Source organism: Rhizobium sp. FG96, from assembly GCF_057808655.1.
The window spans coordinates 406,765-426,339 of record NZ_JBMDIL010000001.1; the positions used below are offsets into that span (position 1 = coordinate 406,765).

24 protein-coding genes are annotated in these 19,575 nt (G+C 62.4%); 16 read left to right on the top strand and 8 right to left on the bottom strand.

What is annotated here, in order from left to right:
• Positions 1-14: 14 nt before the first annotated feature.
• Positions 15-329 (bottom strand): GCG_CRPN prefix-to-repeats domain-containing protein, encoded by a 315-nt coding sequence (locus tag ACODR6_RS02165; RefSeq protein ID WP_199625797.1) that lies wholly within the window; start codon positions 327-329, stop codon positions 15-17.
• A 91-nt stretch (positions 330-420) separates the two neighbouring features.
• Positions 421-567 (bottom strand): hypothetical protein, encoded by a 147-nt coding sequence (locus ACODR6_RS02170; protein WP_162708655.1) that lies wholly within the window; start codon positions 565-567, stop codon positions 421-423.
• Between the two features lie 210 nt (positions 568-777).
• Here ACODR6_RS02170 and ACODR6_RS02175 point away from each other — a divergent pair, with 210 nt between their 5' ends.
• Together ACODR6_RS02175 and ACODR6_RS02180 are read left to right on the top strand one after the other, a co-directional pair.
• The gene (locus ACODR6_RS02175; protein WP_203430389.1) at positions 778-1,509 is read left to right on the top strand and encodes a sulfite exporter TauE/SafE family protein; all 732 of its coding nucleotides are present in this window, start codon (positions 778-780) and stop codon (positions 1,507-1,509) included.
• A 13-nt stretch (positions 1,510-1,522) separates the two neighbouring features.
• Positions 1,523-1,924, top strand: coding sequence for a VOC family protein (locus ACODR6_RS02180; RefSeq protein WP_489020432.1), 402 nt, complete (start codon positions 1,523-1,525; stop codon positions 1,922-1,924).
• Here ACODR6_RS02180 and ACODR6_RS02185 read toward each other — a convergent pair.
• On the bottom strand, positions 1,921-2,262 hold the full coding sequence (locus ACODR6_RS02185; RefSeq protein WP_489020434.1) for a nuclear transport factor 2 family protein: 342 nt from the start codon (positions 2,260-2,262) through the stop codon (positions 1,921-1,923). The two genes, ACODR6_RS02180 and ACODR6_RS02185, sit on opposite strands and share 4 nt — an antisense overlap.
• A gap of 161 nt (positions 2,263-2,423) precedes the next feature.
• On the opposite strand from ACODR6_RS02185, the gene ACODR6_RS02190 reads away from it, so the two are divergent.
• Together ACODR6_RS02190 and ACODR6_RS02195 are read left to right on the top strand one after the other, a co-directional pair.
• Positions 2,424-3,650 (top strand): MFS transporter, encoded by a 1,227-nt coding sequence (locus tag ACODR6_RS02190; RefSeq protein ID WP_489020436.1) that lies wholly within the window; start codon positions 2,424-2,426, stop codon positions 3,648-3,650.
• Positions 3,651-3,723: 73 nt separating this feature from the next.
• Positions 3,724-4,257: a GNAT family N-acetyltransferase gene (locus tag ACODR6_RS02195; protein ID WP_246777600.1), complete on the top strand. Its 534-nt coding sequence runs from the start codon at positions 3,724-3,726 to the stop codon at positions 4,255-4,257.
• A 187-nt stretch (positions 4,258-4,444) separates the two neighbouring features.
• Here the strand turns inward: ACODR6_RS02195 and ACODR6_RS02200 are convergent, their stop codons facing one another.
• Positions 4,445-5,332, bottom strand: a complete 888-nt coding sequence (locus ACODR6_RS02200; protein WP_130280731.1) for a branched-chain amino acid aminotransferase — start codon at positions 5,330-5,332, stop codon at positions 4,445-4,447.
• A 232-nt stretch (positions 5,333-5,564) separates the two neighbouring features.
• Here ACODR6_RS02200 and ACODR6_RS02205 point away from each other — a divergent pair, with 232 nt between their 5' ends.
• Entirely contained in the window at positions 5,565-6,605 is a 1,041-nt protein-coding gene (locus ACODR6_RS02205) for a zinc-dependent alcohol dehydrogenase family protein (RefSeq protein WP_130280729.1), read from the top strand.
• A gap of 140 nt (positions 6,606-6,745) precedes the next feature.
• Positions 6,746-7,813 carry a patatin-like phospholipase family protein gene (locus ACODR6_RS02210; RefSeq protein ID WP_489020439.1) on the top strand — a complete coding sequence of 356 codons (1,068 nt, stop codon included), beginning with the start codon at positions 6,746-6,748 and terminating at the stop codon, positions 7,811-7,813.
• Here ACODR6_RS02210 and ACODR6_RS02215 read toward each other — a convergent pair.
• The gene (locus ACODR6_RS02215) at positions 7,810-8,694 is read right to left on the bottom strand and encodes a LysR family transcriptional regulator (protein ID WP_413712174.1); all 885 of its coding nucleotides are present in this window, start codon (positions 8,692-8,694) and stop codon (positions 7,810-7,812) included. The two genes, ACODR6_RS02210 and ACODR6_RS02215, sit on opposite strands and share 4 nt — an antisense overlap.
• 77 nt (positions 8,695-8,771) lie before the next feature.
• Between ACODR6_RS02215 and ACODR6_RS02220 the strand changes: the two genes are divergently transcribed.
• From ACODR6_RS02220 to ACODR6_RS02240, 5 genes are all read left to right on the top strand, one after another.
• Complete coding sequence (locus ACODR6_RS02220; RefSeq protein WP_489020441.1) at positions 8,772-9,398, top strand: cysteine hydrolase family protein; 627 nt, start codon at positions 8,772-8,774, stop codon at positions 9,396-9,398.
• Between the two features lie 37 nt (positions 9,399-9,435).
• Complete coding sequence (locus tag ACODR6_RS02225) at positions 9,436-9,885, top strand: cupin domain-containing protein (protein WP_489020443.1); 450 nt, start codon at positions 9,436-9,438, stop codon at positions 9,883-9,885.
• Between the two features lie 158 nt (positions 9,886-10,043).
• Positions 10,044-10,814 carry a trans-aconitate 2-methyltransferase gene (tam, locus tag ACODR6_RS02230; protein ID WP_489020445.1) on the top strand — a complete coding sequence of 257 codons (771 nt, stop codon included), beginning with the start codon at positions 10,044-10,046 and terminating at the stop codon, positions 10,812-10,814.
• Positions 10,815-10,874: 60 nt separating this feature from the next.
• Positions 10,875-11,156, top strand: coding sequence for a hypothetical protein (locus ACODR6_RS02235; protein WP_489020447.1), 282 nt, complete (start codon positions 10,875-10,877; stop codon positions 11,154-11,156).
• Complete coding sequence (locus ACODR6_RS02240) at positions 11,153-11,440, top strand: type II toxin-antitoxin system RelE/ParE family toxin (protein WP_489020449.1); 288 nt, start codon at positions 11,153-11,155, stop codon at positions 11,438-11,440. Before ACODR6_RS02235 ends, ACODR6_RS02240 begins: the two co-directional genes overlap by 4 nt.
• A gap of 4 nt (positions 11,441-11,444) precedes the next feature.
• Here the strand turns inward: ACODR6_RS02240 and ACODR6_RS02245 are convergent, their stop codons facing one another.
• On the bottom strand, positions 11,445-11,918 hold the full coding sequence (locus ACODR6_RS02245; RefSeq protein ID WP_112714983.1) for a VOC family protein: 474 nt from the start codon (positions 11,916-11,918) through the stop codon (positions 11,445-11,447).
• 176 nt (positions 11,919-12,094) lie between these two features.
• Here ACODR6_RS02245 and ACODR6_RS02250 point away from each other — a divergent pair, with 176 nt between their 5' ends.
• From ACODR6_RS02250 to ACODR6_RS02260, 3 genes are all read left to right on the top strand, one after another.
• Positions 12,095-12,736, top strand: a complete 642-nt coding sequence (locus ACODR6_RS02250) for an HD domain-containing protein (RefSeq protein ID WP_489020451.1) — start codon at positions 12,095-12,097, stop codon at positions 12,734-12,736.
• Positions 12,737-12,833: 97 nt separating this feature from the next.
• A complete protein-coding gene (gene zwf / locus ACODR6_RS02255; protein WP_489020453.1) occupies positions 12,834-14,330 on the top strand; it encodes a glucose-6-phosphate dehydrogenase in 1,497 nt (498 codons plus the stop codon).
• A 175-nt stretch (positions 14,331-14,505) separates the two neighbouring features.
• On the top strand, positions 14,506-15,069 hold the full coding sequence (locus tag ACODR6_RS02260) for a putative glycolipid-binding domain-containing protein (protein WP_489020455.1): 564 nt from the start codon (positions 14,506-14,508) through the stop codon (positions 15,067-15,069).
• A gap of 63 nt (positions 15,070-15,132) precedes the next feature.
• On the opposite strand, the gene ACODR6_RS02265 is transcribed toward ACODR6_RS02260, so the two are convergent.
• Entirely contained in the window at positions 15,133-16,251 is a 1,119-nt protein-coding gene (locus ACODR6_RS02265) for an acyltransferase family protein (protein ID WP_489020457.1), read from the bottom strand.
• A 243-nt stretch (positions 16,252-16,494) separates the two neighbouring features.
• On the opposite strand from ACODR6_RS02265, the gene ACODR6_RS02270 reads away from it, so the two are divergent.
• Together ACODR6_RS02270 and ACODR6_RS02275 are read left to right on the top strand one after the other, a co-directional pair.
• Positions 16,495-17,304, top strand: coding sequence for a hypothetical protein (locus ACODR6_RS02270; protein WP_489020459.1), 810 nt, complete (start codon positions 16,495-16,497; stop codon positions 17,302-17,304).
• Positions 17,305-17,437: 133 nt separating this feature from the next.
• The gene (locus tag ACODR6_RS02275) at positions 17,438-18,601 is read left to right on the top strand and encodes an acyltransferase family protein (protein WP_489020461.1); all 1,164 of its coding nucleotides are present in this window, start codon (positions 17,438-17,440) and stop codon (positions 18,599-18,601) included.
• Between the two features lie 36 nt (positions 18,602-18,637).
• Here ACODR6_RS02275 and ACODR6_RS02280 read toward each other — a convergent pair whose 3' ends face one another.
• Complete coding sequence (locus tag ACODR6_RS02280) at positions 18,638-19,531, bottom strand: LysR family transcriptional regulator (protein ID WP_489020709.1); 894 nt, start codon at positions 19,529-19,531, stop codon at positions 18,638-18,640.
• Positions 19,532-19,575 lie beyond the last annotated feature (44 nt).

Here is a 19,575-nt window from a genome sequence, read left to right on the forward strand (position 1 = left end):
TCAAGCCGTTCGGCTCAGTAGCGATCGTAGCCGCCCCAGCCGCGTTCGCGGTAATAGGGGCGCGGGCGTTCCCAGCCGCCACCCCAGCCCCAGCGCGGCGGCGGAGGACGGTGCCAGTAACGGACCGGCGGTGCGTAACGGCGATACTCGTTGCGGCGGCATTCGCCCCAGCGGGTCATGTGCCAGCCGCGGCCGCAGGCATAGTCGACCTTGGTCACGTCGGACGTGACAGTCGTGTTTGCAGTAAGCGGCGCAACCGGCATCGCTTCAGCGGATATCGCCGAGAGGCCTCCGATAACGAGCGCTGCTGCCAGCGTGATGATCTTCATTGCGAATCTCCAAAATTTCCAGCCAGGATGGAGCTTCTGCCGATCGCGCTGAACCGGTGATGAACCTGACGTTCATCTGAAATAAGGCAGTTCACTGCTGATGCGTCTGCACCAGCCTGGAGGTCTTTTCCGGATGGATTTGCGGCCAGTTGCTGTTGGGCGCAGGTGCGCTGCCCATCGCCGAGATGGAGACAACGATTGCCGTTACGGCCGAGAAGAGCACGAGTGCATAGGTCATGAGCTTCGATCCTTCGGGGTTGGTTCCCAGCCACCCTGGCGCGCAAACTGCTCCGGGAGGATGAATCAAAGCCTAAGCAACATGGTTAAACCCACGTGTTTTTCCCGTTAAGGAACAGCGCGGGGGATGAAGGGGCACGATCCGGGTTCATCCGGAACTTTTCTCAGCCCCCGCGTGTTGTTTCCCGAACGTCGGTTTCGGGGAAATTTCATGACGCTCGATTTCCTGTTTTTCGTGCTGGTGGGCTTCTGTGCGCAGATCGTCGATGGGGCGCTCGGCATGGCTTTCGGGGTGCTGTCGACGACGAGCCTTCTGGCGCTGGGCGTGCCGGCGGCAAACGCCAGTGCCATGACGCATGTGGCGGAGATGTTCACCACCGCTGCCTCCGGCGCGTCTCATGCCTATCAGCGCAATGTCGACTGGAAGCTCGTGGTGCGGCTGGCGCCGGCAGGGATGATCGGGGGCGCGGTCGGCGCCTATATTCTCGCCAATGTCGACGGCAAGGTGATCGAGCCCTTCGTCTCCGCCTATCTGATCGCCATCGGCCTCATCATTCTCTACAAGGCCTTCCGGCCGCGCTGGCCGCGCGATGTGCATGACTGGGCGGTGCCGCCGGTCGGGCTTTGCGGCGGCGTGCTCGATGCGATCGGCGGTGGCGGATGGGGGCCGATCGTGACAAGCACGCTGGTCGGGCGCGGCCATGATCCGAAGAAGGTGATCGGCTCGACCAATCTGACCGAATTTGCCGTGACGCTGGTGATCTCGCTGACTTTCGTGCTGACGCTCGGCTGGTCGGAGCTGGATTCGGCGATCGGGCTGATCATCGGCGGCGTGATCGCCGCCCCCTTCGGCGCGCTGCTCGTCAAGCGGCTGCCGGTAAAGCCCTTGATGATCGCCGTCTCGATCATCATCATTGCGACGTCGGCGATCCGCTTGTTCTAGGGAGGGCAAAACGATGCAGTATCACCAGGGACGATTGATCGATCATGTGCATCTGAGAGTGCGGGATCTGGAAAAGAGCCGGGTGTTCTACCAGGCGGTCCTCAGCGCGCTCGGACGGCGCTTCACGCATGAGGGCGAGAATTTCTTTTCCTCGGACGAACTCTATGTCGATGCCGCCGAGAGCTATGTCAGCCACCTGCACCTCGCCTTCCAGGCGGCGGATCAGGACGCGGTCCAGCGCTTCTACGAGGCGGGACTGGCGCATGGCGGGCGGGAGCACGGCGCGCCGGGCGAGCGGCATTATCATGCCGGCTACTATGCCTGCTTCCTGCTCGACCCTGACGGCAACAATATCGAGGCCGTCCATCACGGGCCAGCGACGCGATCAGCCCCTGAGATCGTCATCGAGCGCTAGGCTTCCCGGCCGAAATAGACGTCCACCGAAGCGACCTTGCCGCGCCTGAAGCGAAAGCTTTCCATGTTGCGGAAGGCGGTGCCGTCATGCTTGACGGCGCGGTAGCGGACGGCCGCCTCATCACCGTCTACCGAGAGATATTCGATCTCGATGGCACTGAACGGCGGCTTCTCGGGCCAGCAGCGCTCGAAATAGGCATCACGGCCGATATGGTCGTCACGCGGGCTCGAAAAGGTGAAGTCATCCGCCAGCATCGGCCGCACCAGATCCTTGCGGCCCTGGACATAGGCGGCGAACAGGCCACGGATGATGGCTTCGTGCTCGTTGCTGCTGCTCATTGCAACCTCCTTTATCTGATTGCATTTCGCAATTGGTCTATAGCAAAAATTGGCATTTAGGGCAAACCAGCCGACGGTTCCGGGCCGAACCGTCCTTGGCAGGGCGCAAAGCCGGGCGTAACCTGGCCCTCCCCCAAGATTGCAATGCACGAGCCCCTGATATGACCGACACCCCGATGGACGCAGCAAATGCCGCGGCCGGGTCCCTCTACTGGAAGCGCAACCTGACGATCTCGCTGATCGGCTCCTTCACCACGATCGTGGCGATGACGCTGCTGCTTCCCTTCCTGCCGCTCTATGTCGAGGAGCTCGGCGTCAGCGATCACGCCGCTATCGTGCAGTGGTCGGGCATCGCCTATGGCGCAACCTTCTTTGCTGCCGCCTTCGTGGCACCGCTCTGGGGCAGGCTTGGCGATATCTACGGCCGCAAGCTGATGCTGGTGCGCGCCAGCCTCGGCATGACGATCGCCATCTCGCTGATGGGCATGGCGGGCGATGTCTGGCAGCTGGTGGCGCTGCGCCTCTTCGTCGGCCTGGCGGGTGGTTATTCCTCGGGATCGATGGTGCTGGTCGCGACGCAGACGCCGAAGGACCGTTCGGCCTGGGCGCTCGGCATGCTCTCCTCGGGCATCATGGCCGGCAATCTCGTCGGCCCCCTGATCGGCGGGGTTCTGCCGCCGATCATCGGCATTCGCGGCACGTTTCTGGCGGCCGGCGGCATCATCTTCCTCGCCTTCCTGGCGACGGCCTTCCTGATCAAGGAAGAGAAATCCCCTTCCCGCAAGCAGGCGGCGAAGGCGAGCGGCGGCTGGAGCTCCATCCCCGACAAGGGGCCGGTGATCGCCATGCTGTTGACCGGCATGCTGCTGATGCTCGCCAATATGTCGATCGAGCCGATCATCACCGTCTATGTGGCGCAGCTCGCCAAGGACCAGTCGCAGGTGACGATGATATCAGGCGTCGTCATGTCGGCGGCGGCGCTCGGCAGCATCCTGTCGGCCTCGCGGCTCGGCAAGCTCGCCGACCGGATCGGCCACTGGCCGGTTATCGCCGGGGCACTCGCCGTCGCCGCGGTGCTGCTGATCCCGCAGGCGTTCGTCACCAGCTCCTGGCAGCTGATCATCCTGCGCTTCCTGATGGGGATCGCGCTCGGCGGCTTGCTTCCGTGTATTTCCGCCGTCATTCGCCATAGCGTTCCCGACAGCGCGGCAGGCAGCATTCTCGGTCTCTCGGTCTCGTCGCAATATGTCGGCCAGGTCGCCGGTCCCGTGCTCGGCGGCTTCGTCGGCGGCCATATCGGCATGTCCTCGGTATTCCTTGGAACCTGCGTGCTGCTGGCCGGCGGCGCGGTCTTCACGTGGATTGTGAAGCCAAAAGACGAAAACTGAGACTATCGTTTGCAACTCCCGCCGCTATGATTGCGTTTCAGAACGAAACCGCATGCAACGGGGGAAACGGAGTTTGCAGCAGATATTCGTCACCGATCGTCTCATCTTGCGCCCGCGCACGCTGGCTGATCTCGATGACTGTATGGCGATGGACCGCGACCCCGAGGTGACACGCTACATCCCCGGCCCCTGGGCCGATCCGGAAGCGCATCGCCGCTTCGTCATCAACCGCATGGAAAGCGATTTTGGCGAAGGCCTCGGCTACTGGTCGATCTTTTCCAAGACGGCGCCGAAGCAGTTTCTCGGCTGGATCATGCTGATCCCCTACGACACGATCGGCCCGGATATCGAAATCGGCTGGCGGCTGAACCGTCACGCCTGGGGCCAGGGCTATGCAACGGAGGCCGCCCGCCCGGTACTCGACCACGGCTTCGACACGCTGAACCTGCCGCGGATCGTCGCGAATATCTTCGCCGGCAACGATGCTTCGATCAAGGTGGCGGAGAAGCTCGGGATGAAGTTCCTGAGCGACGAGGTCTCGGATGGCTTGCCCTGCAAGGATTATGGGATCACGCAGGATGAGCGTGCGCGGATGCTGGCGGTGTGAGGGCGCAGTTGCGGGTTTAGCTTGGCGCAACCCCTCCTTCCCTCATTCCTGTGCTTGTCACAGGAATCCAGTGCGCCCCAGTCTTGGGGCGCGGAAGACTTACTGACTAGGCATATGAGTCATTCACCGCGTAGACGCGCGGTGGCTGGATGCCTGTGACAAGCACAGGAATGAGGGAGAAGAGATGTCACTCCCCGCTTGCAGTCCGCCCATAAGCCCAGTTCATATAAAGCTCGAGCGCCTTGCGGGTGACCGGGCCTTCCTGGAAATCGCGGCCATCCAGGCGGTTGACGCCGACGACCTTGGAGTAGTTGCCGGAGGTGAAGATTTCGTCGGCACCCATGAAGTCTTCGACGGAGAGCGTTGCCTCGCGCACCTCGAAACCGGCCTGGCGCAACAGGCCCATGACGCGGGCGCGGGTGATGCCGGCGAGGAAGGTGCGGTTGGCGACGGGGGTGAAGACCACGCCGTCCTTGACCATGAAGACATTCGAGGATGCTGTTTCGACGACATTGCCGTTGGTGTCGCGCATCAGCGCATTGTCGAAGCCGCGCGAGCGGGCCTCGGCGATGGCGCGGCCGGAATTCGGGTAGAGCGAGCCGGCCTTGGCGTCGGTCATCGCCGTTTCGGGCGTCGGGCGGCGGAAGGGCGAAACGGTCAGCGACGAGCCGCCATGACCGCCCATCGGCGCTTCGAACAGGCAGAGGACAAAGCGGGTCGATTCAGGATCGGCGGTAACCACGCTAAAGGGGGCGCCGTGCTCTGCCCAGTACATCGGCTTGATGTAGATCGGCGTCTTGCCGTCGAACTTCTTGATGCCTTCCCAGGCCAGCGCCTCGATCTCCTCCGGCGTCTTGGTCGGCTTCAGGCCCATGTTGAGCGCCGAGCGGTTGATGCGCTGGCAGTGCTGGTCGAGATCCGGGGCGATGCCATCGAACCAGCGGGCGCCGTCGAAGACGGTGGAGGCGAGCCACATCGCATGCGAGGTCGGGCCGATCAGCGGCGGGTTGCCGGAAAGCCATTCGCCATCGACATAGGTCCATGTGGTCGAGCGGGGCGCTGTGTTGACGGCCATTTTTCTTCTCCTCAAACAAGTTGCAGCAGCAAAATCCTTCCCCGTTGGCAGGGTCAAGGAGAAACTGGCGCGCCAAAACCGGACGCAAGAAAATGACGCGGGCGCATCACAAGCCGCAACAATCCATCGCCGCGCTTCACGCGGATGCGATGGGTCTATCAGCAAAAATGATGGAATCCTGTCGCGTCCGCGTGCGATGATACGGGCGGAATCGCAGACAAAGGAGAGCCCGATGAAAGCCATGTATTACGACGCCTTCGGCAAGACACCGGAGATCCGCACCGTGGCCGATCCCTCGCCTTCGGAAGACGGCGTCGTCATCGCCGTCGGCGCCACCGGGCTCTGCCGCAGCGACTGGCACGGCTGGATGGGTCACGACCCTGACATCCGCCTGCCGCATGTGCCGGGCCACGAGCTTGCCGGCAAGGTGGTGGCGACCGGCAAGGGCGTGATGCGCTTCAAGGTCGGCGACCGCGTCACCGTACCCTTCGTTTCCGGCTGCGGCCATTGCGGCGAGTGCCATTCGGGCAACCAGCAGGTCTGCCCCAACCAGTTCCAGCCTGGCTTCACCCATTGGGGTTCGTTCGCCGAATATGTGGCGATCGATTATGCCGAGACCAATCTCGTGCATCTGCCCGAGGAGATCGACGATGCGACCGCCGCGAGCCTCGGCTGCCGCTTCGCCACCTCGTTCCGCGCCGTGGCGGACCAGGCGCGCACCGGCCCCGGCGAATGGATCGCCATCCACGGCTGCGGCGGCGTCGGCCTCTCGGCGATCATGATTGCCGCGGCGCTCGGCGCCAATCCTGTTGCCATCGACATCTCCGACGAGAAGCTCGCGTTTGCCCGCGAATGCGGCGCGGTGGCGACGATCAATGCGGCGACCGTCGGCGACGTCCCGGAAGCGGTACGCGAGATCACAAAGGGTGGTGCGCATGTCTCGATCGACGCGCTCGGCCATCCCGTCACCTGCTTCAACTCGATCAAGAACCTGCGCCGCCGCGGGCGCCATGTGCAGATTGGCCTGATGCTCGGCGATCACTCGACGCCGCAGATCCCGATGGCGCAGGTGATCGGCCACGAGCTGGAGATCTATGGCAGCCACGGCATGCAGGCCTGGCGCTACGACGCGATGCTCTCCATGCTTTCGGCCGGCAAGATCGCGCCTCAGAAGCTGATCGGCAAGCGCATCAGCCTCGAGGAGGGAGTTCCGGCGCTGGTGGCAATGGAGCGCTCCGAAGGGCTCGGCATCAGCGTCATCACCCAATTCTGATTGGCCTCTTGGAATGTTCGGGATCGGGACAGTCGAGGCGCAATCGTTAACTATTTATTGGTGTATTTAGTCGAATTGCAATTTATAATACATGAGGCATAATCCCGCTCGCCCGGAATGACTCCGGCGTGGAGGGGACCATGACAGTTCGATTCATCCTGTCGATCGATGGCGGCGGCATTCGCGGCCTCATTCCAGCAATCATCATCGAGGAGCTCGCCAGGCGCCTGAAGGGGCCGGCGATGCACGAGGTTTTTGACCTGATCGGCGGCACCTCGACCGGCGGCATCATCGCGGCAGGGCTCACCTGCCCGAACCCGAAGAACAAGAAGACCGCCGCCTGCACGCCCGGTGATCTCGTCAAGCTCTATGCGGACGAAGGCAAGGATATCTTCTACTCGAAACTGATCTCGCGGATCATCAATATCGGCGGCTGGCAGGAAGAACGCTACAGCGCGGCGACGCTGGAAGAAAAGCTGCAGGCGCGGCTCGGCGCCAACACACTGATCGCCGACGGGCTGACGAAGGTGCTGATCACCGCCTACGACATCCAGCAGCGCGAAGCGGTGTTCATGACCAATTGCGATATGGAGAATGCCAAGTTCCGCTTCTGGGAAGCAGCGCGCGGCTCCTCCGCGGCACCCACCTATTTCGAGCCGGCGCTGGTCGAGAACCTGGCAAAACCCGCCGGCGACGAGCAGCGGAAGATCCCGCTGATCGATGGCGGCGTCTTCGCCAACGATCCGGTTCTGGCCGCCTATGTCGAGGCCCGCAAGCTCTGGCAGGCGGCGAGCGACAGTTTCGTCGTGCTCTCGCTCGGCACCGGGCGGCAGAACCGCAAGATCCCCTATCAGCAGGCCAAGGACTGGGGCGCCTTCGGCTGGATCAACCCGCAGAACGGCACGCCGCTGATCTCCGTGCTGATGCAGGGACAGGCGAGCACGGCAGCCTATCAGGCCAACAAGCTGCTGAACCCGAAGGGTGCCAAGCTGAACGCCGAGGGCTCCACCGACATGAGCTTTGCCAAGCCCGAAACACTCGCCTATTTCCGCATCGACGGGAGGCTGCAGGGCGCCAATGACGATCTCGACGATGCCAGCGCCACGAATATCGAGCAGTTGAGGACCGTGGCCGAACGGTTCATCGCCGACAACGGCGCCGTGCTCGACGCGGTGGTAGGCCGCATCAAGACGGAGAAGAAGATCTAGAGGGTCGCCATACCCGCGAACAGCGCCGAGAGACGTTCCCAGATGGCGCTGACCCTCGGCACGTCCCTGAGGCCGGGCGGCGCCAGCATCCAGAGTTCGCGGTCAGGCATAACGGCACCGAAATCGATCTCGACGAGCGAGGGATATTGCCGTGCCTGGAACCGCTGGAGCATCGCGACACCCATGCCGCCCGCGGCGGCGACGGCCTGGGTGATGGCGCTGCCGGAGCGCACCGAATAGGGATGGCGCGCATGGTGGGTCTCCAGCCAGCGGGCTTCGGCGATCAGCAGGTCGCTGTCGAGGTCGAATCCGATCAACGGCACGGCTTCGCCACTCCTCCAGCGGGCAGCCACCGCCTCGCTGGCATAGAAGCCGTGGGTAATCGTTGCGACACGCTTGCCGGTGAGATCGCTATCCGCAGGGCGGCCGAGCCGCAGCGCGATATCGGCTTCGCGATGCGCAAGACTATGGACGCGGACATCGGTCAGAATCTCAAGCTCGATGCCTGGAAGCCCATCGAGGATTTTGCCGAGATGCGGCGCCAGAAGCAGATCGGCAACCGAGCGGATGGTCGTCAACCGCACGCGCCCGCTCGGCCCCTCCGGCGACACGAGCCGATCGCGGATGACGGAGGCCGCGGTCGCCATCGACGTCGTCTCCGCCGATATCGACTGCCCCTGCACGGTCAGGACATATCCATCCGGGCGGCGCTCGAAGAGCTGGACGCCGAGCGTCATTTCCAGCGCCGATATGCGGCGGGCGACGGTGGCGTGATTGACCTTGAGCGCGCGGGCCGCCGCCGACAGGCTGCCATGGCGAGCGAGCGCCGCAAAGAAGCGCAGGTCTTCCCAGTCGATATCTGTGCGTTTCTGCTCAGTCATTGCGCTTAAATAGCGAATATTCGCTCATGACGGAAGCCGCTATTCCTGCGCTGCCAACCGAAACAGGAGATAGATCCATGGCTCCCCTCACCCTTCTTCAGCGCAGCGGCGCCACCGCCGAAGCCGCCGACTGGCAGAAAGCCGTCATCGTGGTGATCGACGCGCAGAACGACTATGTCGACGGAAGCCTGCCGCTCACCGGCGTGGAAGCGGCCGTCGCCGAAATCCGCCACCTGCTCGATCTGGCGCGCGAAAACGGCGTTCCCGTCGTTCATGTCATCCATAAGTCGGGAGCGGGAAGCTGGCTCTTTGACCCCAGCTCGCACGGCGCCGAAATCATTGCGGCGCTGGCGCCCGTCAACGGCGAACGCGTGGTCGAAAAGACGCTGCCGAATGCCTTTGCCGGAACGGACCTCCATGCCGTCCTGACCGGCATAGCCAGGGAAACCGGCAGGAGCGAACTTGTGCTCACCGGCTTCATGACCCACATGTGCGTCGGCGCCACGGCGCGCGCGGCACTCGATCTCGGCTTGAAGTCGACGGTCATCGCCTCGGCGACGGCAACACGCGATCTGCCCGACCCGCTGGGCGGCGTAATCCCGGCCGAGACGGTCCAGAGAACGGCGCTCGCCGAGATCGCCGATCGCTTCGCGACCGTATCACGCGACATCTCGGCCGTTGCCAAACGCGCCGCGAAGGTCTAACGGGCGTGCCGTAAGAAAAAGAATGAAAGGGACGTTAATGTCCAACTCCAGTGTTAAGACTTTGGCGCAGACGGGCGCGAAGGTCTATTTCGTGGCCGGCGACCGCATCGAGCGGCAGGTCCGGCTGCAGGGCTCCTGGCTGAGCATCGTCGACGTTACCGTTCCGGCCGGCGGCAGCGCCACGCCAGATGTGATCGACAGCCCGCAGGTGCTGCGCATCATCGAGGGACGCCTGTCGATCTGGCGGATGGCCGATGGACGGCGCCAAGAGATTGCCGCACTCGCAGGCGATATCGTTTCGATCGGCGCGCATCAGGCCTATGGCTATGCCAATCCCGATAGCGCCGAGGCGGTGTTTTCCGCCACCATCGACAGCGCCAGCGGCGAGGCTCTGGTCACCGCAGGCGAGACGCCCGCATTGCCCGGCCCGATCCAACGGATCGAGACTGCCGCAAACAGCGACGGCACAACCATCCGTGCCGCATAAACCCTTGAAAAGGCGCCTCATTGCAGGCGCCTTTTTCATTCCAGTTCACCGGGATGTCATCAGGCAGCGCATATAAGCCCCGGTGATTTGCTGATAGAGAAGAGCCGCGGCGCGCCAGCCGGCGATCCGCAGAGAGAAAGCCAAGCAGGAGGTTCCCCATGGCATGGTCTGCCAGCCAATACGTCAAATTCGAGGATGAACGGACGCGCCCGGCGCGCGATCTTCTGGCGCAGGTGCCGCTGGCATCCGTCAAGAACGCCATCGACCTCGGCTGCGGACCCGGCAATTCGACGGAGCTGATCATCGACCGCTACGGCGTCGAGAACGTTTCCGGCCTCGACAGCGACGACAACATGCTGGAAGCCGCCCGCAAGCGGCTGCCGCAGACCCGCTTCGACAAAGCCGATCTCTCGGCCTGGCAGCCCTCCGGCCAGCCCGACCTGCTGTTTGCCAACGCCGTCTTCCAGTGGCTGCCCAATCACCTCGACATCTTCGAGCGCCTGATGGATGGCCTGGCGCCGGGCGGCGTACTCGCGGTGCAGATGCCCGATAATCTCGCGGAGCCGACGCATCTTGCGATGGAAGAAACCGCCCATGCCGGGCCGTGGAAGGCCAATTTCGAAAAGAAGAGCGTCCGCCGCAACCCGCTGCCGCCGGCATCGACCTATTACAGCCGCCTCTCCCCCAAGGCTGCGCGTGTGGATATCTGGCACACGATCTACAACCACCCGATGGCCGATGCGGCTGCGATCGTCGAATGGCTGAAAGGCACCGGACTGATGCCCTATCTCGCGCAGGCGGGTGAGGAGCATCGGGCGGCCTTCCTGGCAGATTACCTGACGCGTATCGAAAAGGCCCATCCGAAAATGGCCGATGGCCGCGTGCTGCTGCGCTTCCCGCGGATCTTCATGGTGGCGGTGAAGGCTTAGGGGGCGCTTGCCCGGCGGCTGGCGTGAGCTATACTCGAAACCGGCCGCCAGGAGACTTCGATGGCAAAGCGCAGCGCATTTCAATTCGAACTCGATACTGACCTCTCCGACGCATTTCTGAATGCTGCGAAATCCGCGCGGCGCGAGCCGGAGGAACTGATAGCCGAGTTGGTGCAGGAGTTCGTGGACCAGCAGGGTGACGACGCTGGCTATGCCGATTTCCTGCAGAAGAAGGTCGATCGTGCACGGAAATTCGTAGCCGCCGGCGAGGGCCGGCCATCCTCCGAGGTGGAGGCGCTGTTCAGCAACATGCGCAAGGCAGTTCAAAAAGCCGCGCGATGAGAATCCTCTGGACGCCGCAGGCCGAGCTCGACCGCCTGACGATCTTCCAGCACCTGGCCGCCGAGAACATCAACGCCGCCATTTCGATCGACGAACGGTTTGCCGAAGCGATTACGCGCCTGACGGACTTCCCACGTTCCGGGAAGCCAGGCCTCATCGAGGGTACGCGGGAGCCTATTCCGCATCGCAGCTACCGCATCGTCTATGAAATCGCGCAGAACGCCGTCTGGATCCTCGCGCTTGTCCACACCTCCCGGCAGTGGCCGCCCGAGGCGGAGGAATAGCACCCTACCCCCGCCGCGCCGCCTCGATCTTGGCGATATCGATCTTCTGCATCGTCATCATCGCATCGAAGGCGCGCTTGGCTTCCGCCGGGTTTGCCTTCAGCGCTTCGCTCAGCGCCCGCGGCGTGATCTGCCACGACAGGCCCCATTTATCCTTGCACCAGCCGCAATCGCTTTCCTTCCCCCCATTGCCGACGATCGCGTTCCAGTAGCGATCGGTCTCTTCCTGGTCCTCGGTGGCAATCTGGAAGGAAAAGGCCTCGCTGTGCTTGAAGGCCGGTCCGCCGTTGAGGCCGATGCAGTCAATGCCGGCGACAGTGAACTCGACGACCAGGACATCGCCCTCCTTGCCATCCGGATAATTGCCCGGCGCGCGGACCACGGCGGTCACGGCGCTGTCGGGAAAGGTCGCCGCGTAGAAGCCGGCAGCCTCCTCGGCATCTCCGTTGTACCAGAGGCAGATGGTGTTCTTGGCCATGATGCGTTTTCTCCCATTCGCTTGCCATTGCCTCAAGACATAAGGGCCGCCTCGAATTTCTCCAGTCCGGATGCGGCTTCAGGCGGCGATGGCGATATGGCGCTCGCATGGCTTCGGTGATAGGCCGGTGGCCTCGCCCGCCCGGAGCATCCCGCCTGCAGCCCAAGGAGTTCGACATGCCCAGCCCCACCGCCGACCATCTGGAAAGCTTTCTCGGCAATCGCCGCCTCAGCCAGCAGATTGCCTTCATCCTCGAAGTCGAGAAGCTGAAGACGGTGCTGCGCCGGACGCTGCTTCTCGATCGCTCGCGGGTCGAAAACGATGCCGAGCACACCTGGCAGCTGGCGCTGATGGCGATGGTGCTTTCGGAGCATTCGCGCGAGAAGGTCGAGCTCGTCCGCGTGCTCAAGATGCTGCTGATCCACGACATCGTCGAGATCGATGCCGGCGATACCTTCGCCTACGACACCGTACTGGCCGCCAGCCAGGCCGAACGCGAACTGAAGGCCGCCGAGCGGATTTTCGCGCTGCTGCCGGAAGATCAGGCGAAAGAATTCCGGGCGCTGTGGGACGAGTTCGAAGCGAAGGCTTCAGCCGAATCCCGCTTCGCCAATGCCATGGACCGGCTGCAGCCGCTGCTGCACAATTTCTTCACCGAAGGCGGCACCTGGAGCGCGGGCGGCATAACGGCCAAAAGCGTCGAGCGCCGCATGCAGCCGATCGGCATGGCTTCCGATACGCTCGGCGATCTCAGCGCCCAGCTGATCGCGCTCGCCGTCGAACAGGGTATTCTGGCGCCAGCGCCGCAGGAGGGCTGAGCCTAACGGCGGGTGGCGGCGTCTGCGTCACGCCGCCCCGCTTGCCCGCGCCGTAGGGCCGCTTATATTCGCCTGACCAGCCAAGGAGCGAGACGCCATGACCGATGCCGTGCCTACCCCGCCCGCAACGCTTGTCATCTTCGGCGCCACGGGCGACCTGACGCGGCGCCTGCTCATTCCCGCGATCATCAACCTGACGCGCAGCGGCCTTGTCGGCGACGACTTGCACATTCTCGGCATCGGCATCGACCAGGGCGATGACGAGATGCTGCGCGGCAAGCTGGACGACTTTCTCGCCGGTCTCGGCAGCGACCAGCCGCTTTCCAAGGACGAGGCGTGGCTGAGGCTGCGCAAGCGCATCTCCTATCTCGCCGGCGATTTCACCAAGGACGAGATCTATGGCGAGATCGGCAAGCGTCTCAATGGCAATGCCGCCTTCTATCTCGCCGTGCCACCGCGCTTCTTCGGCGAGATCGTCGAGCGCCTGGCGGCGAACAAGCTGACCGGCGAAGGCGAGAATTGCTTCCGCCGCATCGCCATCGAAAAGCCTTTCGGCACCGATCTCGCCTCGGCCAAGGCGCTGAATGCGCAGATCCTCTCCAAGGTGGCGGAAAGCCAAGTTTACCGGCTCGACCATTTCCTCGGCAAGGAAACGGTGCAGAACCTGATGACGGCGCGCTTTGCCAACATGATGATCGAGGCGCTGTGGAACAACCGCTATATCGACAACGTGCAGATCACCGCCGCCGAGATCGTCGATGTCGGCACGCGCGGCGCGTTCTACGACGCGACCGGCGCGCTGCGCGACATGGTGCCGAACCACCTCTTCCAGCTGCTGGCGATGATCGCCATGGAGCCACCGAACAGCTTTGACGCCGAGGCGATCCGCAACGAGAAGAGCAAGGTTTTGAAGGCCCTGCGCGTCTATACGCCCGAGGAGGCGAAGACCCATGGCGTGCGCGGCGTCTATACCGCGGGCAAGCTCAACGGCGCCGATATCACCGCCTATCACGACACGCCGCAGGTGGCGCCGAATAGCAAGACCGAGACCTTCGTGGCTCTGAAACTCTATGCCGATACGTGGCGCTGGGCGGGCGTGCCCTTCTATCTCAGGACCGGCAAGGCGATGACGGCGCGCGATACCGAGATCGTCGTCACCTTCCAGCCGGTGCCCTTCGCGCAGTTCCGCGAGACCGAGGTCAACCGCCGCCTGCCTCCGAACCGGCTGATCATCCAGGTACAGCCGGATGAGGGCATGAGCATGGAAATCTCCATCAAGTCGCCCGGCCTCTCCGTCGATACAGTGCCGGTGTCGCTCGATTTCCGCTACGCCGACAAGTTCGATATCGGCAAGATGACCGGCTACGAGTCGCTGATCTACGACCTGATGATCGGCGACCAGACGCTGTTCCAGCGCGCCGACGGCATCGAGGCCGGCTGGGCCGCCGTCCAGCCCTTCCTCGATCTCTGGGCCAAGGAAGGCGAGCCTGAAGCCTATACGCCGGGCACGATGGGACCCGCCTGCGCCGACGAGCTTATCGAGCGCGACAACCGCCACTGGCACGATATCGGCGCGATCGCCAAGAAGACCTAACCGCACGGTTCAACCAGCACGGCAGAAATGCTAGGTTTCCTCAGGACCAGTCGACAGTCATCCAGCATGGCTGAATGCCGATCGGTCCAAAACCAAAAAGACCCGGAGCCCGGCTGACGCCCCCTTTGCCCGCCTCCGCAATGCGCGTACGCGCGCCAAAAAGGGAGGCATTCGCATGCAGACTTCAGTTCTGTTCTGGCGCCGCACCGATGTCGAAGGGTTCGAGCGCCTGACGCTCAGCGTCGGTGCCGAGAGCGTGACGGCATCGTCGACCGTTCTCTGTCTCGAAGACGGCGGCTTCCGCCTCGACCACCACTGGCGGCTCGACGGCGGCTGGAGCGCGCAATCGGTCACCGTCGAGCGCTGGAACGGCCGCGACCACAGGAAGCTGACGCTGGAGCGCGTGCCCGGCGGCTGGGAAGTCGACGGCCTGCCCCGCCCCGATCTCGACGGCGCAGACGAACCCGACCTCTCCGTCACCCCCTTCTGCAACACCTTCCCGATCCGCCGCACGCCGGAAACACCGGGCAGTACCCTCCCCCTCGACACCGCCTTCATCGACGGCCCGGCCATGACCGTCACCCGCTCGAAGCAACGCTATGACAGGCAGGGACCGGGGCGCGTGCGCTACGTGGATCTCGGGTTATCGATTGGGTTCGAGGCCGATCTCAGGGTGGATGAGCGGGGGCTGGTGATGGTTTACGAGCATTTGTTTGAAAGGGTGGCTCCTCCCGCCTGAGGGTCAGATGTTGCCATTTCGCTGGATCGTTCCGGACTTGCCCGTTGGATCACAAGTGCTGGATTAGGCAGCGACCTCGCGGCGCTCAACGAATTTGGCAATCTTGCTGCCCAGCTTTATGAATGGACGTTCGATACTCGTCTCCGTCATGGTCGCTAGAGACGTTGCTGCGATGACTGCCGTTATCCATGCCAGGATGAAGATCACCGGCGTTGAAAGTGGAAAGACGGTAATGGCTATGATTTGAAACAGCTTCGACGCTTGAGGAACAAGCAGGAAGTGGAAGATGTAGATCGAGAATGAGCGCACGCCGATGTACTCGAGGATCAGAGACCCCGCACCGATCGACCGCAGTGCAAGGACCATCGATGCAAAAGCGACTCCTACGACGATCGGGAGCATCTCGAATGCGAGTAGAAAATCCGAATAAAAGAGAGCCAACCCGCAGCCAAGTGATCCCATTGATATGACGGAGGTCAGCGCGGCATTGCTTGCTGCAGGCTCATCTCGCCACCAATACGCTGCAATGCCGGTGAGAAAGACCGGCATCTGATTGAGTAAATTGTAGAAATAGAAACTGTTGTTCTGCACCGGCACGGCACCTAGCAAGAGGCTTGCCACCGATAAGCTGACCGCGGACCCCACGACCGCCGCGAAGAGTGCAAGAGCGCCTCGCGCCCGGTCGCTTTCCAATCGAGACAGAGACCAGAACAACAACGGGAAGGTCACATAAAACGCCATCTCCGTTCCGATCGACCATCCCCCGGGCACAATGTTGTTATTCGCGGACGGGACGAAACCGTGCACGAAGGCAATGTTGGCTGCCACGGCCGGCAAAGTGTAGGCTTCTATCGCAGGGGTGCCCAGGCGAGCCATCGCCGCTGAAACTGCGAAGTATAAGGGTATCGCGAGATAATAGAGGGGCGCGATCCTGAACCACCTTCGAACAAAGAATCCAAAGACCCAGCCCCTGTGAAAGGTCCGGCGGCTGGCGCTTTCGCATAGGGTATAGGCCGACGCGACAAAGAAAAGCTGCACGCCTAGCTGGCCGAGTTGAGTCAGGGCCGCCATCAAAGGCGGCAGTCCGCCAAGGGAGAGACCAACGTGTATCGTGATCACCATCAGGATCGCGATACCCCTACATACATCGATGAAGGCGTCGCGCTTCGTCGCTTCGATCATGACAAATGTCCCAACAGGGTGAGATAGTGGCGGCTCGCGCGATGAACTGTCAATCCAGACATCGGCGATTGGTTTCCGAAGGTTGCAAAGCGAAGCACTAAAAACCGCCTCGTTTGTTCAACTTATCCTTTACATATCGATGGTTACCTCATGCGGGATTGCCACGATTGTGTGAGGCCGCAGTTGTTTAAATTCGCCCGGGCAGGTGTTCTGTCAGCGATTTTGATCGGATCGCTCCTGTATTTGCCGCCGTTCAACGGCTATGTGCGCGATACGGTGGACTTCTTCGACAAGAGGCCGCGCGAGACCGCGCTGTTTATCGGCAACAGCCGGACGTTCTATCACAATATGCCCGGCATGGTGCGCTCGATCGCCGACTCTGCCGGCTATCCCAACATGCTGCAGGTCGTCATGGACGCTGAGCCGGGCGTCGGCCTGGAAACGCATATGGACGACCCGAATACGCAGGCTTTGCTGGCGCAGCGCTGGGACCATGTCGTCCTGCAGGTCCTGAGCAGCGACCAGTACAGCGCCGAGCGCGCCGGCCGGACATGGGAGGTCGCCGCCGATCTGATCCGGGAAGCGCAGGCGAAAGGGTCCACGCCGGCGATGTTCGTCACCTGGCGCTACACCGATCAGTGCAAGGACAATCAAGGCATGCCGAAATCGGCAGTCGGCGTTTCGCCTTCGGGCTATGCCAACATGCACCGCAACATCCAGGAGCAGCATGCGCGTCTGGCCGCATTGACCGGGGTCGACCTCGTCAATGTCGGCCTTATCTGGGAAGACCTGCAGAGCCGTCCGCAATCTTTCACCCTCTACGACGACTGCAACCATCCGTCGATCTATGGCAGCTATCTCTCGGCGCTGATGTTCTACGGCTATTTCTCGAAACGCGAGGTGGCGGATGTCACCTTCAAGCCGCGTCAAATTTCACCTGAAGATGCCAGGATGCTGCGATCAGTCGTTTCCCGGTATTTCAAGGAAAAGGCAATCGCCACTCCTCCATCTGCCGATCTCGGCAGAGGAGATGGGACGTCCGGGCCGGGCTGAACACCGGCTCTATGCGGGTTTTCCGGCGGCAATAAAGATTGCCGTTCGCGAATAGCTAATGCAACCAGAGAAGAAAAATTAACGTCCGTTAAACAATCTTATGATTGTATTGCCTTGGTTGGGGCAAAACATCATGACGGACATCAAACTGAGCGGGCGGCGCCACGATCTCGATGCGTTGCGCGTTTTATGCTTCGGTACACTTATTATCTATCATACGAGCCTCGCATACGGCACGCGAACATGGCTGCTCAACGCAAGTGATGGTAGCCGCCTCATCGATCTCATTGCGGCGGGTTCCCATCCGTGGCGGATGAGTCTGCTTTTCTTCATCTCGGGCCTCGTCACGCAGTCGCTGCTGCGCAACAGGTCGATCAGCGAGGTTCGCACGGCGCGCACGCGGCAATTGCTACTGCCGTTTGTGCTGGGCGTCTTGCTGATCGTCCCCCCGCAATTCTATTTATCGCAGCACAATCCCTTTCCCGACCTGTCTTACTGGGAATTCTGGAAAGCGTACATCGTGTCCGGGCTGAGGTTCGAACACCTGTGGTTCCTGGCCTATCTCTGGATCTACATGTTCCTGTGGTCGCTGCTATGGCCATGCGTCCAGCGATTTTTGCCGAACCTACCGGCCGCCTTTGCAAACCTGCTCCGGGGCAGGAAGCTGCTGCTGATCCCGATCATCTTCCTTTCCGTCCTCAGGGTCTGGCTCTACCCGATCTTCGGCGAGACGCTGGTCCTCAACACCGACTTCTACGCGCATATCGTCTATTTCTCGATGTTTCTGGCGGGCTCGCTGCTAATGAACGAGCCGTCGTTCTGGCGTGAGGTCGACCGGCAACGATGGGTGAGCGGCGGCCTTGCCATCCTGTCGTTCCTCATCATCGCCACGGTCGTTATCGCTGTTCCGCAGGACTATCGGCCGGATAGCCTCGTCATCCCGATGCGGATCGTCAGATCGATCTTCCAATGGTGCGCCATACTGGCGCTGCTGGGATTTGCGGCCAGGATCGCCAATCGCCCCAACCCGGTGATCGCCTTCCTGAACAGGTCGATGATGACCTACTACGTGGTCCACCAGACGATCATCATCGTCGTTGCCTATTACATCGCGAAGTTGGGTATGCTGAATATCAGCTCTTTCATCCCCGTGATGCTGATCACCGCGATCGGCTGTGGCGTGATCGGCGAGGCGCAGAAGCTGGCAATGAGATATCTTCCCGTTGTGATCTCGAAGTTGGTCGCCCTGGTAAGAGTACCCACCAAACTATCGCCACCGGGCGCTGCGCTGGACTAGCCGCTGAGGCCACGGCGCTCACTCCGCCGTGTCCCCTCAATCCCACCGCATCTCCCTCACCACCTCCACAAACGCCCTCAGCTTCGCCGGAATATGCCGCCTGCCGGGATAGTAGAGGCACAAGCCGGGATAGGGCGCCGTCCAGTCCTCGAGCACGCGGATCAGGCGGCCGGCGGCTAAATCTTCGCCGACCTGCCATTCGCTGAGATAGGCGAGGCCCGCGCCTTCGCGGGCGGCGCGCAGGATGAGGTCGCTTTCGTCGAGGATGAGATTGCCGGGCACGTCCATGGTAAAGGCGTCGCCGCGCCTTTCGAATTCCCAGCGGTAGATGGTGCCGCTGGCCATGCGGGCGCGGATGCAGCGATGGGTTTCGAGGTCGGCCGGGGTTTTCGGCTGTGGGCGGGTGCTGAAATAGGCGGGCGAGCCGACGATGGCGGGGCGGATCAGGCGGTTGATCGGCACCGAGATCATATCAGGGGGTACGGCTTCGAGAATTCGGATGCCGGCGTCGAAGCCCTGGGCGTTGATATCGACCAGCGCGCCCTCGGTGACAATTTCCAGCTGCATGCGGGGATAGCGCCTGAGATATTCAAGCGCCAGCGGCGCCAGCACCATGCGGGCGGCGCCGACCGATGTGTTGATGCGCAGCAAGCCAGAGGGTTCCGAGCGGTGCTCATCGGTGAGATCGATGGCATTGCGGATGGCCGTCAGCGCCGGGGTGATCTCGGCGACGAACTGCTCGCCCGCAGATGAAAGCGTGACGCTGCGGGTGGTGCGATTGAACAGGCGCACGCCGAGCCGGGCCTCGAGCGCGGCGATCTGCTGGCTGAGCGCCGAGGAGGATATCCCAAGCTCGCGGGCGGCAGCGCGGAAGCCGCCCTTTGCCGCCACAGTCACCACCGCTTCCAGCTCCGCCAGTGTGCCGCGCATCATTGTCCGGATTTCCTTATCAGCTCGTCCTTTATTCGACAGCT

Excerpts from the sequence above, each read along its gene's own strand:
- ACODR6_RS02165 (WP_199625797.1), bottom strand. The coding sequence starts at position 329 with ATGAAGATCATCACGCTGGCAGCAGCGCTCGTTATCGGAGGCCTCTCG.
- ACODR6_RS02170 (WP_162708655.1), bottom strand. The coding sequence starts at position 567 with ATGACCTATGCACTCGTGCTCTTCTCGGCCGTAACGGCAATCGTTGTC.
- ACODR6_RS02175 (WP_203430389.1), top strand. The coding sequence starts at position 778 with ATGACGCTCGATTTCCTGTTTTTCGTGCTGGTGGGCTTCTGTGCGCAG.
- ACODR6_RS02180 (WP_489020432.1), top strand. The coding sequence starts at position 1,523 with ATGCAGTATCACCAGGGACGATTGATCGATCATGTGCATCTGAGAGTG.
- ACODR6_RS02185 (WP_489020434.1), bottom strand. The coding sequence starts at position 2,262 with ATGAGCAGCAGCAACGAGCACGAAGCCATCATCCGTGGCCTGTTCGCC.
- ACODR6_RS02190 (WP_489020436.1), top strand. The coding sequence starts at position 2,424 with ATGACCGACACCCCGATGGACGCAGCAAATGCCGCGGCCGGGTCCCTC.
- ACODR6_RS02200 (WP_130280731.1), bottom strand. The coding sequence starts at position 5,332 with ATGGCCGTCAACACAGCGCCCCGCTCGACCACATGGACCTATGTCGAT.
- ACODR6_RS02205 (WP_130280729.1), top strand. The coding sequence starts at position 5,565 with ATGAAAGCCATGTATTACGACGCCTTCGGCAAGACACCGGAGATCCGC.
- ACODR6_RS02210 (WP_489020439.1), top strand. The coding sequence starts at position 6,746 with ATGACAGTTCGATTCATCCTGTCGATCGATGGCGGCGGCATTCGCGGC.
- ACODR6_RS02215 (WP_413712174.1), bottom strand. The coding sequence starts at position 8,694 with ATGACTGAGCAGAAACGCACAGATATCGACTGGGAAGACCTGCGCTTC.
- ACODR6_RS02220 (WP_489020441.1), top strand. The coding sequence starts at position 8,772 with ATGGCTCCCCTCACCCTTCTTCAGCGCAGCGGCGCCACCGCCGAAGCC.
- ACODR6_RS02225 (WP_489020443.1), top strand. The coding sequence starts at position 9,436 with ATGTCCAACTCCAGTGTTAAGACTTTGGCGCAGACGGGCGCGAAGGTC.
- tam (WP_489020445.1), top strand. The coding sequence starts at position 10,044 with ATGGCATGGTCTGCCAGCCAATACGTCAAATTCGAGGATGAACGGACG.
- ACODR6_RS02235 (WP_489020447.1), top strand. The coding sequence starts at position 10,875 with ATGGCAAAGCGCAGCGCATTTCAATTCGAACTCGATACTGACCTCTCC.
- ACODR6_RS02240 (WP_489020449.1), top strand. The coding sequence starts at position 11,153 with ATGAGAATCCTCTGGACGCCGCAGGCCGAGCTCGACCGCCTGACGATC.
- ACODR6_RS02245 (WP_112714983.1), bottom strand. The coding sequence starts at position 11,918 with ATGGCCAAGAACACCATCTGCCTCTGGTACAACGGAGATGCCGAGGAG.
- ACODR6_RS02250 (WP_489020451.1), top strand. The coding sequence starts at position 12,095 with ATGCCCAGCCCCACCGCCGACCATCTGGAAAGCTTTCTCGGCAATCGC.
- zwf (WP_489020453.1), top strand. The coding sequence starts at position 12,834 with ATGACCGATGCCGTGCCTACCCCGCCCGCAACGCTTGTCATCTTCGGC.
- ACODR6_RS02260 (WP_489020455.1), top strand. The coding sequence starts at position 14,506 with ATGCAGACTTCAGTTCTGTTCTGGCGCCGCACCGATGTCGAAGGGTTC.
- ACODR6_RS02265 (WP_489020457.1), bottom strand. The coding sequence starts at position 16,251 with ATGATCGAAGCGACGAAGCGCGACGCCTTCATCGATGTATGTAGGGGT.
- ACODR6_RS02275 (WP_489020461.1), top strand. The coding sequence starts at position 17,438 with ATGACGGACATCAAACTGAGCGGGCGGCGCCACGATCTCGATGCGTTG.
- ACODR6_RS02280 (WP_489020709.1), bottom strand. The coding sequence starts at position 19,531 with ATGCGCGGCACACTGGCGGAGCTGGAAGCGGTGGTGACTGTGGCGGCA.